Source organism: Terrabacter sp. 05T424, from assembly GCF_056396225.1.
Window position 1 is genome coordinate 24,452 of the sequence record NZ_JBFTLB010000017.1, and the last position, 14,468, is coordinate 38,919.

11 protein-coding genes are annotated in these 14,468 nt (G+C 69.8%); all 11 read left to right on the forward strand.

What is annotated here, in order from left to right; all coding sequences use genetic code 11:
- Positions 1–92 precede the first annotated feature (92 nt).
- Genes nuoE through AC1DE0_RS21910 form a run of 11 tightly spaced genes read left to right on the forward strand, consistent with a single transcriptional unit; the run spans position 93 to position 14,232 of the window.
- Positions 93–860: an NADH-quinone oxidoreductase subunit NuoE gene (gene nuoE, locus AC1DE0_RS21860; protein ID WP_478105639.1), complete on the forward strand. Its 768-nt coding sequence runs from the start codon at positions 93–95 to the stop codon at positions 858–860.
- Positions 857–2,215 carry an NADH-quinone oxidoreductase subunit NuoF gene (gene nuoF / locus AC1DE0_RS21865; RefSeq protein ID WP_478105641.1) on the forward strand — a complete coding sequence of 453 codons (1,359 nt, stop codon included), beginning with the start codon at positions 857–859 and terminating at the stop codon, positions 2,213–2,215. The genes nuoE and nuoF overlap by 4 nt, the downstream gene beginning before the upstream one ends.
- Entirely contained in the window at positions 2,212–4,665 is a 2,454-nt protein-coding gene (locus tag AC1DE0_RS21870) for an NADH-quinone oxidoreductase subunit G (RefSeq protein WP_478105643.1), read from the forward strand. Before nuoF ends, AC1DE0_RS21870 begins: the two co-directional genes overlap by 4 nt.
- The gene (gene nuoH / locus AC1DE0_RS21875) at positions 4,662–6,074 is read left to right on the forward strand and encodes an NADH-quinone oxidoreductase subunit NuoH (protein ID WP_478105645.1); all 1,413 of its coding nucleotides are present in this window, start codon (positions 4,662–4,664) and stop codon (positions 6,072–6,074) included. The genes AC1DE0_RS21870 and nuoH overlap by 4 nt, the downstream gene beginning before the upstream one ends.
- Positions 6,067–6,885, forward strand: a complete 819-nt coding sequence (gene nuoI, locus AC1DE0_RS21880) for an NADH-quinone oxidoreductase subunit NuoI (RefSeq protein WP_478105647.1) — start codon at positions 6,067–6,069, stop codon at positions 6,883–6,885. The genes nuoH and nuoI overlap by 8 nt, the downstream gene beginning before the upstream one ends.
- Positions 6,882–7,670, forward strand: coding sequence for an NADH-quinone oxidoreductase subunit J (locus tag AC1DE0_RS21885; protein WP_478105649.1), 789 nt, complete (start codon positions 6,882–6,884; stop codon positions 7,668–7,670). The genes nuoI and AC1DE0_RS21885 overlap by 4 nt, the downstream gene beginning before the upstream one ends.
- A gap of 5 nt (positions 7,671–7,675) precedes the next feature.
- Positions 7,676–7,966, forward strand: coding sequence for an NADH-quinone oxidoreductase subunit NuoK (nuoK, locus tag AC1DE0_RS21890; RefSeq protein WP_425582847.1), 291 nt, complete (start codon positions 7,676–7,678; stop codon positions 7,964–7,966).
- Positions 7,967–7,981: 15 nt separating this feature from the next.
- A complete protein-coding gene (gene nuoL / locus AC1DE0_RS21895) occupies positions 7,982–9,967 on the forward strand; it encodes an NADH-quinone oxidoreductase subunit L (protein WP_478105651.1) in 1,986 nt (661 codons plus the stop codon).
- Between the two features lie 8 nt (positions 9,968–9,975).
- Positions 9,976–11,577 (forward strand): NADH-quinone oxidoreductase subunit M, encoded by a 1,602-nt coding sequence (locus AC1DE0_RS21900; RefSeq protein WP_478105677.1) that lies wholly within the window; start codon positions 9,976–9,978, stop codon positions 11,575–11,577.
- On the forward strand, positions 11,574–13,178 hold the full coding sequence (gene nuoN, locus AC1DE0_RS21905) for an NADH-quinone oxidoreductase subunit NuoN (protein ID WP_478105653.1): 1,605 nt from the start codon (positions 11,574–11,576) through the stop codon (positions 13,176–13,178). The genes AC1DE0_RS21900 and nuoN overlap by 4 nt, the downstream gene beginning before the upstream one ends.
- Before the next feature lie 34 nt (positions 13,179–13,212).
- Positions 13,213–14,232 carry a polyprenyl synthetase family protein gene (locus AC1DE0_RS21910; RefSeq protein ID WP_478105655.1) on the forward strand — a complete coding sequence of 340 codons (1,020 nt, stop codon included), beginning with the start codon at positions 13,213–13,215 and terminating at the stop codon, positions 14,230–14,232.
- Positions 14,233–14,468: the final 236 nt, after the last annotated feature.

Sequence of the window (14,468 nt, forward strand, 5' to 3'; positions counted from 1 at the left end):
CGCGAGGATCGCAGCGAGCGCCAGCGAGTTGGGTCCCACGCTCTGCGTGGGAGGACCGGAACGCCCGTCGGCGCGCGAAAGGACAAGCACGTATGAGCGGTCACGACGCTTCAGGCCACCTGCACGTCAGCCCCGAGTCCAAGGCGCCGTATGCCGCCGACGTGCTCGAAAAGCTGCACGCCGATGCCGCAGAGGTGATCGCGCGCTACCCGCAGAAGCGCTCGGCGCTGCTGCCGCTGCTGCACCTCGTGCAGTCGGTCGACGGCTACGTCACCGGGCGCGGCGTCACCTTCTGCGCCGAGGTGCTCGACCTCACCGAGGCCGAGGTCAGCGGTGTCGCGACGTTCTACACGCAGTACAAGCGCCACCCCAACGGTGACTACACCGTCGGTGTCTGCACCAACACGCTGTGCGCGATCATGGGCGGCGACCTGATCTTCGACCGGGTCTCCGAGCACCTCGGCATCGGCCACGACGAGACGACCGACGACGGCAAGATCACCCTCGAGCGCCTCGAGTGCAACGCCGCGTGCGACTACGCCCCGGTCGTCATGGCCAACTGGGAGTTCTTCGACAACCAGACGCCGGAGAGCACGATCGGCCTCGTCGAGGAGCTGCGCGCCGGCAAGGACGTCGCCCCGACCCGCGGCGCAGCCAAGGTCTGCACCTTCAAGGAGGTCTCGCGGGTGCTCGCGGGCTTCCACGACGGCCGCGGCGACGAAGGTGTGGGCGCCGGCCCGGCCTCGCTGCTCGGCCTCCAGATCGCCAACGAGAACGGCTGGGTCGCACCGAACGGCTCCAACGGCTCCAACGCCTCCGGCGGCGCCGGCTCCACCTCAGACGGGAAGGGCTCGAAGTGACCGACACGCTGACCCCGATCCTCACGAAGTTCTGGGACGACCCACAGTCCTGGACCCTCGCGACCTACGAGCGCCACGACGGCTACAAGGCCCTCACGAAGGCGCTCGACATGGAGCCGCAGGCGATCATCGACGCCGTCAAGGACTCCAGCATCCGCGGCCGTGGAGGCGCCGGCTTCCCGACCGGCATGAAGTGGTCGTTCATGAGTCCGCCCGACGGCGGCCCGCGCTACCTCGTCGTCAACGCCGACGAGTCCGAGCCGGGCACGTGCAAAGACGTGCCGCTCATGATGGCCAACCCGCACTCGCTCATCGAGGGGGTGGCCATCTCCTCGTACGCCATCGGCTGCGAGCACGCGTTCATCTACCTCCGCGGTGAGGTCGTCCACGTCTACCGCCGCCTGCTGCGCGCCGTCGAGGAGGCCCGTGCCGCGGGCTACCTCGGCGACAACGTCGGAGGCAAGGGCGTCAAGGTCGACATCACCGTGCACGCCGGCGCCGGCGCGTACATCTGCGGCGAGGAGACCGCGCTGCTCGACTCGCTGGAGGGTCGCCGCGGACAGCCGCGCCTCAAGCCGCCGTTCCCCGGTGCGGCCGGCCTCTACGCCCGCCCGACATCGGTCAACAACGTCGAGTCCATCGCGTCGGTGCCCGGGATCATCCTCGAGGGCGCCGACTGGTTCAAGGGCATGGGCACCGAGAAGTCCACGGGCTTCGGCATCTTCAGCCTCTCGGGCCACGTCACCAACCCCGGCCAGTTCGAGGCCCCGCTCGGCATCACGATGCGCGAGCTCATCGAGCTCGCCGGCGGCATGCGCGGCGGCAAGAAGCTGAAGTTCTGGACGCCGGGTGGCTCCTCGACGCCGATCTTCACCGACGAGCACCTCGACGTGCCCCTCGACTTCGACTCGGTCGCCGCGGCAGGCTCGATGCTCGGCACCCGCGCGCTGCAGGTCTTCGACGAGACCGTCTCGGTCGTGCGCGCCGTCGCCCGCTGGACCGACTTCTACGCCCACGAGTCCTGCGGCAAGTGCACGCCGTGCCGCGAGGGCACGTGGTGGCTGCGCCAGATCATGAACCGCATCGAGAACGGCCAGGGCACGCAGGACGACATCGACAAGCTCGTCGACATCTGCGACAACATCCTCGGCCGCAGCTTCTGCGCCCTCGGTGACGCGGCGACGAGCCCGATCACCTCGGCCGTCAAGTTCTTCCGCGAGGAGTTCGAGGCGGGCATGCACACGCCGGCGCACGAGCTCTTCCCGCCGGAGCACTCGGTCCTCTTCCCCGTCGCCCCGGCCAACAGCCCGGCGGCCAACCAGTCCAAGGAGTCCAGCGGGATGGTGTCCGCATGACGACGACCGCCTCCACCCCCACGGAGACCAAGCCCGACCAGGTGAGCCTGACGATCGACGGCGTGCCCGTCAGCGTCGCCAAGGGCACGCTCGTCATCCGGGCCGCCGAGCAGGTCGGCATCGAGATCCCGCGTTTCTGCGACCACCCGCTGCTCGACCCCGTCGGCGCCTGCCGCCAGTGCCTCGTCGACGTCGCGATGCCCGACCGCGAGGGCAACGTCCGCCCGATGCCGAAGCCGCAGGCCTCGTGCACGATGACGGTGTCCGAGGGCATGGTCGTCAACACGCAGCACACGTCGCCCGTCGCCGACAAGGCGCAGCAGGGTGTCATGGAGCTGCTCCTCATCAACCACCCGCTCGACTGCCCGGTCTGCGACAAGGGCGGCGAGTGCCCGCTGCAGAACCAGGCGATGAGCGCCGGCCGGCCCGTGTCGCGCTTCGAGGACGTCAAGCGCACCTACCCCAAGCCGGTCAACATCTCCTCGCAGGTGCTGCTCGACCGCGAGCGCTGCGTGCTCTGCGCCCGCTGCACCCGGTTCTCCGACCAGGTCGCCGGTGACCCGTTCATCGCCCTCGTCGAGCGCGGCGCGCTGCAGCAGATCGGCATCTACGAGGAGAAGCCCTTCGAGAGCTACTTCTCCGGCAACACCGTGCAGATCTGCCCGGTGGGCGCCCTCACGGGCGCGGCCTATCGCTTCCGCAGCCGCCCCTTCGACCTCGTGTCGACGCCGTCGGTCTGCGAGCACTGCGCGAGCGGCTGCGCCATGCGCACCGACCACCGCCGTGGTGTCGTGCTGCGCCGCATGGCCGCCGAGGACCAGCTGGTCAACGAGGAGTGGAACTGCGACAAGGGCCGCTGGGCCTTCACGTACGCGACGCTGCCCGACCGCATCGAGCTGCCGATGGTGCGCGACGCCTCTGGTGAGCTCCAGGTCGTCGGCTGGCCCGAGGCACTCGCCGCTGCGGCGGCCGGCCTCGCCGGCAAGAGGGCGGGCGTGCTCGTCGGCGGTCGTGTCACCACCGAGGACGCGTACGCGTACGGCAAGTTCGCCCGCGTCGTGCTCGGCACGAACGACATCGACTTCCGCTCGCGGCCGCACTCGGCCGAGGAGGTCGCCTTCCTCGCCGAGCACGTCGCCGCAACCGGCCCCGAGGGTGGAGCGGTGACCTACGCCGACCTCGAGGCCGCCGGGGCCGTCATGCTCGTCGGCTTCGAGCCCGAGGACGAGAGCCCGATCGTCTTCCTGCGCCTACGCAAGGCCTTCCGCAAGCGCAAGACGCAGGTGTACGCCGTCTCGTCGCACCCGACGCGTGGGCTGACCAAGCTCGGCGGCACCCTCATCCCGACCGTGCCCGGCAACGAGGCCGCCGTGCTCGGCGACCTCAGTTCGACCGAGGCGGGGGCCAGGGCCCGCGACGCGCTCGGTGCCGGCGGCATCGTGCTGGTCGGTGAGCGTCTCGCCTCCTCGCCCGGTGCATTCCGGGCCGCGGCCGACCTCGCCGCCGCCACCGGCGCGCGCCTCGCGTGGGTGCCGCGTCGGGCGGGGGAGCGCGGCGCGCTCGAGGCCGGTGCGCTCGGTGCCCTGCTGCCCGGTGGCCGTCCGGTCTCTGACGCCGCGGCCGTCGCCGACGTCGCCCGTGTCTGGGACGTCGACCACCTGCCGCAGGCCGCGGCCCGTGACACGGCAGGCATCCTGGCCTCGGCTGCTGCCGGCGACCTCCAGGCGCTCGTCATCGGTGGGGTCGACCCCGCCGACATCGGTGAGCCCACGGCTGCCGCCGCTCTCGAGAAGGCCTTCGTGGTCTCCCTCGAGCTGCGCGAGTCGGCTGTCACCGCCGTCGCCGACGTCGTGCTCCCGGTTGCCGCCCAGGCGGAGAAGGCCGGAAGCTACGTCGACTGGGAGGGTCGCGTCCGCGCCTTCGAGGAGGCGCTCGACAGCCCCGCCGTGAGCGACCACCGTGCGCTCGACATGCTCGCGAGCGAGATGGGCTTCTTCCTCGAAACCCGCACCCAGCGCGAGATCCGCGACCAGTTCGTGGCCCTCGGGCCGTGGATGGGCGCACGGGCGACCAGCGCACCCGCCGGCCAACGCGCCGCCGGGGCGCCCCACGGCGAGGGCGACTTCGTCCTCTCGACGTGGGCGACGCTGCTCGACGCCGGCCGCATGCAGGACGGCGAGCCGTTCCTCGCCGGCACGGCACCGCTCGCCGTCGCGCGCCTGTCCGAGGCCTCCGCGGCCGGGCTCGGCGTCGTCGACGGCGACCCGGTCACCGTCACCGGCCCCGCAGGCAGCGTCACGCTGCCCGCCGCCGTCACCGTCGGCATGGTCGACCGGGTCGTCTGGCTGCCGACCAACTCCCGCTGTGCCGACGAGATCTGTTCCGTGCGCGCAGGCCTCGGCACCGATGCCGGCGGCCGCGTCAACGTCACGAAGGGTGGTGCCGCATGAGCTTCGTGACGGCATACGGGGTGGCCGCAGCGCTGCCCATGGAGAACCCCACGGCCGACTTCAGCGACACGCCGTGGTGGGTCGCGCTGATCAAGGCTGTCGGYGTCTTCGTCTACCTCCTGCTCTCGACGCTGCTCGTCATCTGGTTCGAGCGCCGCGTCATCGGCCGCATGCAGCAGCGCCCGGGCCCGAACCGAAACGGCCCCTTCGGCCTGCTGCAGACGCTCGCCGACGGCATGAAGTCGATGCTCAAGGAAGACATCACGCCCGCCAACGCCGAGAAGCTCATCTACACGCTCGCGCCGCTCATCGCCGCGACGATGGCCTTCGTGTCGTTCGCGATCATCCCGCTCGGCGGATCCGTGTCGATGTTCGGTCACCACACGCCGCTGCAGGTCACCGACGTGCCGATCGCCGTGCTGCTCGTGCTTGCCGTCGCCTCCGTCGGCGTCTACGGCATCATCCTCGCGGGCTGGAGCTCGGGCTCGACCTACCCGCTGCTCGGTGGGCTGCGCTCGACCGCCCAGGTCATCAGCTACGAGATCGCCATGGGCCTCTCGCTCGTCGCGATCTTCCTCTACAGCGGCTCGATGTCGACCTCGGCGATCGTCTCGGCGCAGAGCTCGCTCTGGTACATCCTGCCGGCGTTCTTCTCCTTCGCCGTCTACGTGATCACGATGGTCGGCGAGACGAACCGCCTCCCGTTCGACCTCGCCGAGGGTGAGGGCGAGCTCACCGGTGGCTTCCACACCGAGTACTCCTCGATGCGCTTCGCGATGTTCTTCCTCGGCGAGTACGTCAACATGTTCACCGTCTCGGCCCTGGCCACCACGCTGTTCCTCGGTGGCTGGCAGGCTCCGCCGATCATCTCGGCGATCAACGACAACATGTTCGGCGGCGGCTGGTGGGGCCTGCTGTGGTTCACCCTCAAGCTTTGGACGTTCATGTTCATCTTCGTCTGGCTGCGTGGCTCGCTGCCGCGCGTGCGCTACGACCAGTTCATGCGTTTCGGCTGGAAGTTCCTCATCCCGATCACGCTCGCCTGGGTCGTCGCCGTCGCGTTCATCCGCGGCGCGCAGCTCGGGTTCCTCGGTGACAGCAAGCTGACGTTCGCCGGCCGGGAGCTCTCCGTGGCAACGGTCGTCATCGTCAGCATCGTCGCCGTCATCGCGCTCGCCGCGGCCTGGATCTGGGACGACAAGCGCGCCGCCAAGGCCGCCGCCGAGGACGAGGCGCCTGCGGAGGAGATCGACCCCTTCGAGGGTGGCTACCCCGTGCCGCCCCTGCCGGGGCAGCGCCTCACCGAACCCGGACCCCGCATCAGCGCCACGCGCGAGCCGGTCCTCTCGACCGCAAGCACCTCGACTTCCGCCACCTCGACCTTCACCAAGGAGGAGGACCATGGCTGACGACACCGTCGGCAACGACGTCACCCCCACCGGGCCCGGCAGCACCACGGGCTCCGGGGTCAGCGCGCCGCGCACGCAGCGCTCCGGCAGCGACGACCGCCAGAAGAGCTTCCTGTCCGAGCTCTTCGCTCCCGTGGCCGGCTTCGGCGTGTCCTTCGGCACGATGTTCCGCAAGGTCGCCACCGAGGAGTACCCCGAGAAGCCGCGACCCACGGCGCCGCGCTTCCACGGCCGCCACCAGCTCAACCGCTACCCCGACGGCCTCGAGAAGTGCATCGGCTGCGAGCTGTGCGCATGGGCCTGCCCGGCCGACGCGATCCTCGTCGAGGGCGCCGACAACGACGACACGCCTGGTGGCACCGGTCGCTTCAGCCCCGGCGAGCGCTACGGGCGCGTCTACCAGATCAACTACCTGCGCTGCATCTTCTGCGGGCTCTGCATCGAGGCCTGCCCGACGCGCGCCCTGACGATGACGAACTTCTACGAGCTCGCCGACAACGACCGCGGCAAGCTGATCTTCACCAAGGACCAGCTGCTCGCGCCGCTGCAGAGCGGCATGCTCACGACGCCGTTCCCGATGTCCGACGGGCTCGAGGAGCGCGACTACTACCAGGGCAAGGTCAGCGGCCCGACCGACGGGCAGAAGGCGTACGTCGCCGAGCGTGACGCGCGCCACGAGAACGACGCCGACGGCGAGCCCGGCCTGCCGACCGCGCCGGGCAACGTCGGTGCCCCCGTCCCGGGCGTCCACGACCTCGTGCACTCGTCCAACCCGACCGCGCCGCAGACCCGGGAAGGGGCCAACCCGTGACCTCCACCGCCGAAGCCGTCGGCTTCTGGCTGCTCGCCCCGATCGCGGTCCTCGCCGCGCTGGGCCTGCTCTTCGCCAAGAAAGCCGTCCACGCCGCCCTCGGCATGGCCCTCGTCATGTGCATCCTCGGCGTCTTCTACATCATGCAGAAGGCCGACTTCCTCGGGGTCGTGCAGGTGTTCGTCTACACCGGCGCGGTGATGATGCTCTTCCTCTTCGTGCTCATGCTCGTAGGCGTCGACTCGTCCGACTCCGTCGTCGAGACGATCAAGGGCCACCGCTGGGCGTCCTTCCTGCTCGTCGTCGGCCTCGCCGGCGTGCTCTTCTTCGCCATCGGCGCCGCCGTCACCGACCAGGCAACCGTGCAGACCGGCATGGACAAGCTCGTCGCGACCAACACGGAGACCGGCAACGTCACCGGCCTCGCCGAGCTGATCTTCGGCCAGTACGTCTGGATCTTCGAGGTCACCTCGGCGCTGCTCATCACCGCCGCCCTCGGCGCGATGGTGCTCGCCCACCGCGAGCGGCTCAGCCCGCGCATCACGCAGGCCGAGTGGGCTGCCAAGCGCGTGCGTGACAACGTGCACGTCGCCGGCCTGCCGGTGCCCGGTGTCTACGCCCGACACAACGCCGTCGACACCCCGGCGCTGCTGCCCGACGGCAGCCCGAGCGACCTGTCCGTCTCGCGTGTGCTCGTGGCGCGTGACCAGGTCGCGACCACCGACGGCATCAGGGACGTCGAGCGCCACATGCAGCGCGAGATCGAGGAGGGTGGTTCCAAGTGAGCCCCATGCACTACGTCTACCTCGCGGTGCTGCTGTTCGCGATCGGCGCGGCCGCCGTGCTGCTGCGACGCAACGCGATCATCGTCTTCATGGGCGTCGAGCTCATGCTCAACGCGACGAACCTCGCACTCGTCACCTTCTCCCGGATGCACGGCGCCCTCGACGGGCAGGTCATGGCCCTGTTCGTCATGGTGGTCGCCGCCGCGGAGGTCGTCGTGGGCCTCGCCATCATCATGGCGATCTTCCGTGCCCGCCGGTCGGCCTCGGTCGACGACGCCAACCTGCTGAAGCTGTAAGGAGCGCCGTCCAGAATGGGAACTCTCGTCCAGACGCTCGCGAGCTCACAGAGCACGCTGAGCACGTATGCCGCGGGGCTCGCCGCGCACGAAGGTGAGGCGCACGCCGCGACCGGGGTGACGGCATACGCGTGGCTGCTCGTCGCGCTGCCGCTGCTCGGTGCCGCCGTGCTCCTCCTCGGCGGCCGCCGCACCGACAAGTTCGGGCCCGTGCTCGCGACCTGCCTCTCCTGGGGTGCCTTCGTCGTCGGCGCGATCGTCTTCCTCTCGATGCTCGGCCGTGGTGCCGAGGACCGCGCGGTCGGCATCGACATGTTCGACTGGGTCGCGGCCGGCGCGTTCAAGGTGAGCGCGGGGCTGCTCGTCGACCAGCTGTCGATGACCTTCGTGCTGCTCATCACCTTCGTCGGCTCGCTCATCCACGTGTACTCCCTCGGGTACATGGAGCACGACCCCGACAAGCGGCGCTTCTTCGCCTACCTCAACCTCTTCGTCGCGGCGATGCTCCTGCTCGTCCTGGCCAACTCCTACCTGCTGCTCTACGTCGGCTGGGAGGGTGTCGGTCTCGCGTCGTACCTGCTCATCGGCTTCTGGAACTGGAACCCGGCCTACGCGACCGCGGCCAACAAGGCGTTCGTCGCCAACCGCGTGGGCGACTTCGGCCTGTCGATCGCGATCATGCTGATGTTCTTCCACTTCGGTGCGGTCGACTTCGCCACGGTGCTCGGTGCGGCCGGCAGCAACGCGAACCAGGGGTTCATGACGGCGATCGGCCTGATGCTGCTGCTCGGTGCCTGCGGCAAGTCCGCCCAGTTCCCGCTGCAGAGCTGGCTCGGTGACGCCATGGCCGGCCCGACGCCGGTGTCGGCGCTGATCCACGCGGCAACCATGGTGACGGCCGGCGTCTACCTCGTCGTGCGCTCGGCGCCGATCTTCGAGGCCGCACCCACCGCGCAGCTCGTCGTCGTCATCGTCGGCGCCATCACGCTGCTCTTCGGTGCCATCGTCGGCTGCGCCAAGGACGACATCAAGAAGGCCCTCGCGGCCTCGACGATGAGCCAGATCGGCTACATGATGCTCGCCGCCGGCCTCGGCCCGGTCGGCTACGTGTTCGCGATCTTCCACCTGCTCACGCACGGCTTCTTCAAGGCCGGGATGTTCCTCGGCGCCGGTTCGGTCATGCACGGCATGAACGACCAGGTCGACATGCGCCGCTTCGGTGGCCTGTCGGGCGCCATGAAGATCACGTGGGCGACGTTCGCCCTCGGCTGGCTCGCGATCCTCGGCGTGCCTCCGTTCTCGGGTTTCTGGTCCAAGGACAAGATCATCGAGGCCGCGTTCGTCGGCGAGGGTTGGCGGCCGTGGGTCTTCGGCCTGGCGACGCTCATCGGCGCCGGCATCACCGCGTTCTACATGTCGCGCCTGTTCTTCATGACCTTCCACGGCAAGAAGCGGTGGACCGACGACGTCCACCCCCACGAGTCGGGCCGCCTGATGACCGTCCCGATGATGGTGCTCGCCGTCGGCTCGGCCTTCCTCGGCCTCATCATCGGCCCGACCGGCCTGTTCACCTCGTGGCTCGAGCCGGTCACCGGCGCCGAGCCCGAGGGTGCCCACCCGGTCATCCCGGTGCCCGTGCTGATGGCCCTCACGCTCATCCTCGTCGCCGGCGGTGTCGCGTTCGCGTGGCTGCGCTACTGGCGCGACGAGGTTGCGGTCACGGTCCCCGCCGGCAACCTGCTCACGCAGGCGGCGCGCCGCGACCTCTACCAGGACCAGGTCAACGAGGCCCTCCTGATGCGACCCGGCATCCACCTCACGCGCTCGCTCGTCTTCGCCGACAGCAAGGGCGTCGACGGTGCGGCCGGTGGGCTCGCCGCCCTCGTGGGCGGCACGAGCTCGCGCCTGCGCAAGCTGCAGAACGGCTTTGCGCGTTCCTATGCCCTGACGATGCTCGCCGGTGTCGTCGCCATCCTCGGTGCACTGTGGGTGATCTCCTGATGACGACCATGTCCAGCGTCCCGTGGCTGACGATCCTGGGATTGATCCCGCTCGTCGGCGCGCTCCTCGTCGCCTTCGTGCCGGGTAGCGCCGAGAACGCCAAGCGGATGGCGCTCGGGTTCTCCCTCGTCACGCTCGTCGTGGGCATCGTGGCCGCGACCCAGTTCGACCGCGCGGCGACGACCCAGTTTCAGCTCGGCGAGCAGCACTCATGGATCCCGCAGTTCGGTGTCAGCTACTCGCTCGGCGTCGACGGCATCGCCCTCGTGCTCATCCTGATGGCGCTCGTCCTCACGCCGATCTGCCTGCTGGCGGCCTGGCGCGACGTGCCCGAGGAGGCCGGCCCCGGCGGTGCCCAGCGCACCAAGACGTACTTCGCGCTGCTCCTCGTGCTCGAGACGTTCATGGTCGGGGTCTTCGCTGCCACCGACGTGTTCCTCTTCTACGTCTTCTTCGAGGCCATGCTCATCCCGGTGTACTTCCTCATCGGCCGCTTCGGCGGTGCGCGCAGGCAGTACGCCGCGATGAAGTTCCTGCTCTTCTCGCTGGCGGGCGGCCTGATCATGCTCGTCGCCGTCATCGCCCTCTACCTGCAGGGCCCCGGCGGCAGCGACGGCTTCCTCATCGAGCGCCTCACGGGTCTCTCGCTCGACCCGACCACCGAGCGGCTGCTCTTCGTCGGCTTCTTCTTCGCCTTCGCGGTGAAGGCGCCGATGGTGCCGTTCCACACGTGGCTGCCCGACGCCGCCACCGAGTCGTCGCCGGCCACGGCGACCCTGCTCGTCGGCGTGCTCGACAAGGTCGGCACCTTCGGGATGATCCGGTTCTGCCTCCAGCTCTTCCCCGAGGCGAGCCAGTGGGCGACCCCCGTCGTGGTCGTGCTCGCGGTCGTGTCCGTGATCTACGGTGCGCTGCTCGCGATCGGCCAGACCGACATGATGCGCCTGGTGTCCTACACGTCGGTGAGCCACTTCGGGTTCATCGTCCTGGGCATCTTCGCCTTCACCAACGTCGGCCACGCCGGCTCGACGCTCTACATGGTCAACCACGGCTTCTCGACCGCGGCCCTGTTCCTCTTCGCGGCGATGCTCGTACGCCGTCGGGGGAGCAAGCGCATCCCCGACTTCGGCGGCTGGCAGCGGATCACGCCGGCCCTCGCGGGCATCTTCCTCGTCGCGGGCCTCTCGGGCCTCGGCCTCCCGGGCCTGGCGACCTTCATCTCCGAGTTCACCGTGCTCGTGGGCAGCTTCCCGACACAGCCGGTGGCCGCCGTCATCTCGACGGCCGGCATCATCCTCGCGGCGCTCTACATCCTGCTCATGGTCAAGAAGGTCATGACGGGCCCGAAGCCCGAGGGCCTCGTGGGCACCCGCGAGCACGACCGTCTCGACGAGCCCGCCCGCCGCGGCCTCACCGCGGTCCGTGACCTGACGACGCGCGAGAAGGTCGTCGCCGCGCCCTTGATCGCCGCCTTCGTGGTGCTCGGCTTCCTGCCGAACCTCGCGCTCAACGTGATCAACCCGGCCGTCACCCAGACCTTGTCGCACGTCCAGAAAGCCATCCCGAACCTCAACCCGGCCGGCACAGTGGCCGAAGGGAGCTCGAAGTGACCGCCGTCGCTCCGCTGGCGCTGCCCGCAGCGTTCCAGCCGTCGAACGTCGACTACCTCGCGATCCTGCCGCTGCTCATCGTCTTCGGCGTCGCGCTGGTCGGTGTGCTCGTCGAGGCGTTCGCGCCGCGCGAGCGGCGTCACGCGATCCAGGTCGGGCTCGCCGTCGTCGGCTTGCTCGCGGCCGCCGCGTCGATCATCCCCGCGTCCGGGCACCAGGGCGTCACCATGGGTCTGGGCGACGGCGCCACCGGCCGCCAGATGTTCGCCCTGGCCGTCGATGGCCCGGCCCTGTTCATGCAGGGCACGATCCTGCTCATGGGCGTGCTCGGCGTCCTGACCATGGCCGAGCGCTTCGGCGGCACCGGGCCCGACGCGTTCACGCCCAGTGGTGCCTCGACGCCGGGCTCGGCGAACGAGACGGCCGCCGCTCGCGCGGGCGCGCTGACCTCCGAGGTCTTCCCGCTGACGATGTTCGCGATCTTCGGCATGATGCTCTTCCCGACGACGAACGACCTCATCGGCATGTTCGTCGCGCTCGAGGTGCTCTCGCTGCCGCTCTACATCCTCTCGGGCCTCGCCCGCCGTCGCCGGCTGCTCTCGCAGGAGGCCTCGCTCAAGTACTTCCTCCTCGGCGCGTTCAGCTCGGCCTTCTTCCTCTTCGGCACGGCCCTGCTCTACGGCTACGCCGGCTCGGTCTACTTCGGTGACCTCTCCAAGGCCATCGCGAGCGGTCCGCTGGCGATGAACGGCCTGCTCGTGCCCGGCGCCTTTCTCGTCTTCGTCGGCCTGCTCTTCAAGGTCGGTGCGGTGCCGTTCCACGCGTGGACGCCCGACGTCTACCAGGGTGCGCCGACCCCGGTCACCGGTTTCATGGCCGCGTGCACCAAGGCCGCCGCGTTCGGCGCGATCCTGCGCCTCGCGTACGTCGGCCTCGACACCGGCCGCTGGGAGTGGACCAACGCCCTCGTGCTCGTCGCCCTGCTGACGATGGTCGTCGGCGCCGTCCTGTCCGTCACCCAGACCGACATGAAGCGCTTGCTCGCCTACTCCTCGATCGCCCACGCGGGCTTCATCCTCGTCGGCGTGCTCGCCTTCGACCGCAAGGCCGTCGGCGCCGTGCTCTTCTACCTCGTCGCCTACGGCTTCGCCACGATCGCCGCCTTCGCCATCGTCTCGCTGGTGCGCCAGAACGGTGCCGAGGCGACGCACCTGTCGCAGTGGGCCGGGCTCGGCAAGCGCTACCCCGTCGTCGCCGGTGCGTTCGCGTTCCTCATGCTCGCGTTCGCCGGCATCCCGCTCACCTCGGGCTTCGTCTCGAAGTTCGCGGTGTTCTCGGCGGCCATCGGCACGGGTGGCGCCACCGGCACGGTCCTGGCCGTCGTCGGCGTCGTGTGCAGCGCGATCACGGTCTTCGTCTACGCGCGGGTCATCGTGCTGATGTTCTTCAGCGACGCGCCCGACGACGCCGTCGAGGTCGTGACCCCGTCGGTGTCGACGACGTTCTCGATCGCCATCGGCACGCTCGTCACGCTCGCGCTCGGCGTCCTGCCGTCCGCGCTGCTCGACCTGGCCGACCGGGCCTCGCAGTTCGTCCGATGACGACCGCGACGCCCGTGCGTGCCGGCGAGGTGCGATGACGACGCACGCCACCCCGCCGGTCCTCGGGATCCCCGGGGCCACCGACGAGCTCTCATCACGCCTGCGTGACGGCCTCGCCCGGGTCGACGCCCTGCTGACGCAGGTCGTCGACCATGACGACCCCTTCATCGCCGGCGCCTCGGGCCACCTCGTTGAGGCCGGCGGCAAGCGGTTCCGGCCGCTGCTGACACTGCTCGCCGCCGAACTCGGCGACGGCATCAATGACGACGTCGTCGCGGCTGCCGCGGGCGTCGAGCTCACGCACCTCGCCTCGCTCTACCACGACGACGTCATGGACGAGGCCGCCGTGCGGCGAGGGGTCGCGTCGGTCAACGCGGCCTACGACAACTCGACGGCGATCCTCGTCGGCGACCTGCTCTTCGGCAAGGCGTCCGAGCTCGTCGCCGGTCTCGGCGCCGAGGCGGTTCTCATCCAGGCCCAGACGTTCGTGCGGCTGTGCTCGGGGCAGATTCGCGACGATCGTGCCTGTCCTGACGGTGTCGACCCGGTCGACTACTACCTCGGCGTGCTGGCCGACAAGACCGGCGTGCTCATCGCGACCGCAGGGCGCTACGGCGTGATGTTCAGCGGTGGGTCGCCCGAGTCGGTCGAGACCATGCGGGCGTACGGCGAGAAGGTCGGGATCGCCTTCCAGCTGGCCGACGACCTCATCGACATCGCCTCCGACTCCGACGCGAGCGGCAAGGTGCCCGGCACCGACCTTCGCGAAGGCGTCGACACCTTGGCCGTGCTGCGCTTCCGGGCGATGGCCGACCCGTCCGACGCGACCGACGCCCGGCTGCTCGCACTGCTCGACGGTGACCTGTCGTTCGACGACGCCGCCGTGGCCGAGGCCCTCGACCTGCTGCGCGCGCACCCAGCGCTCGAGCGGGCGCGCGAGGAGACGTATGCCGTCGCGCACGAGGCGCAGGCCCTGCTCGACCCGCTCCCCGACAGTGACGCCAAGGCGGCCCTGCAGGCCCTGGCCCTGAGCGTCGTCGACCGCGTCGGCTGACCCCCACCGCTCCATCGAGTGCTCACTTCCCGACGCCGAGGCCCGTCAGAAACTGAGCACTCGACCAGACCTCCCAGTCGAGTGCTCACTTCCCGACGCACCCCTCGCATCGAGTGCTCACTTCCCGACGCCGAGGCCCGTCGGAAACTGAGCACTCGACCAGACCTCCCAGTCGAGTGCTCACTTCCCGACGCACCCCTCGCATCGAGTGCTCAGTTCCCGACGCGTACGCCCGT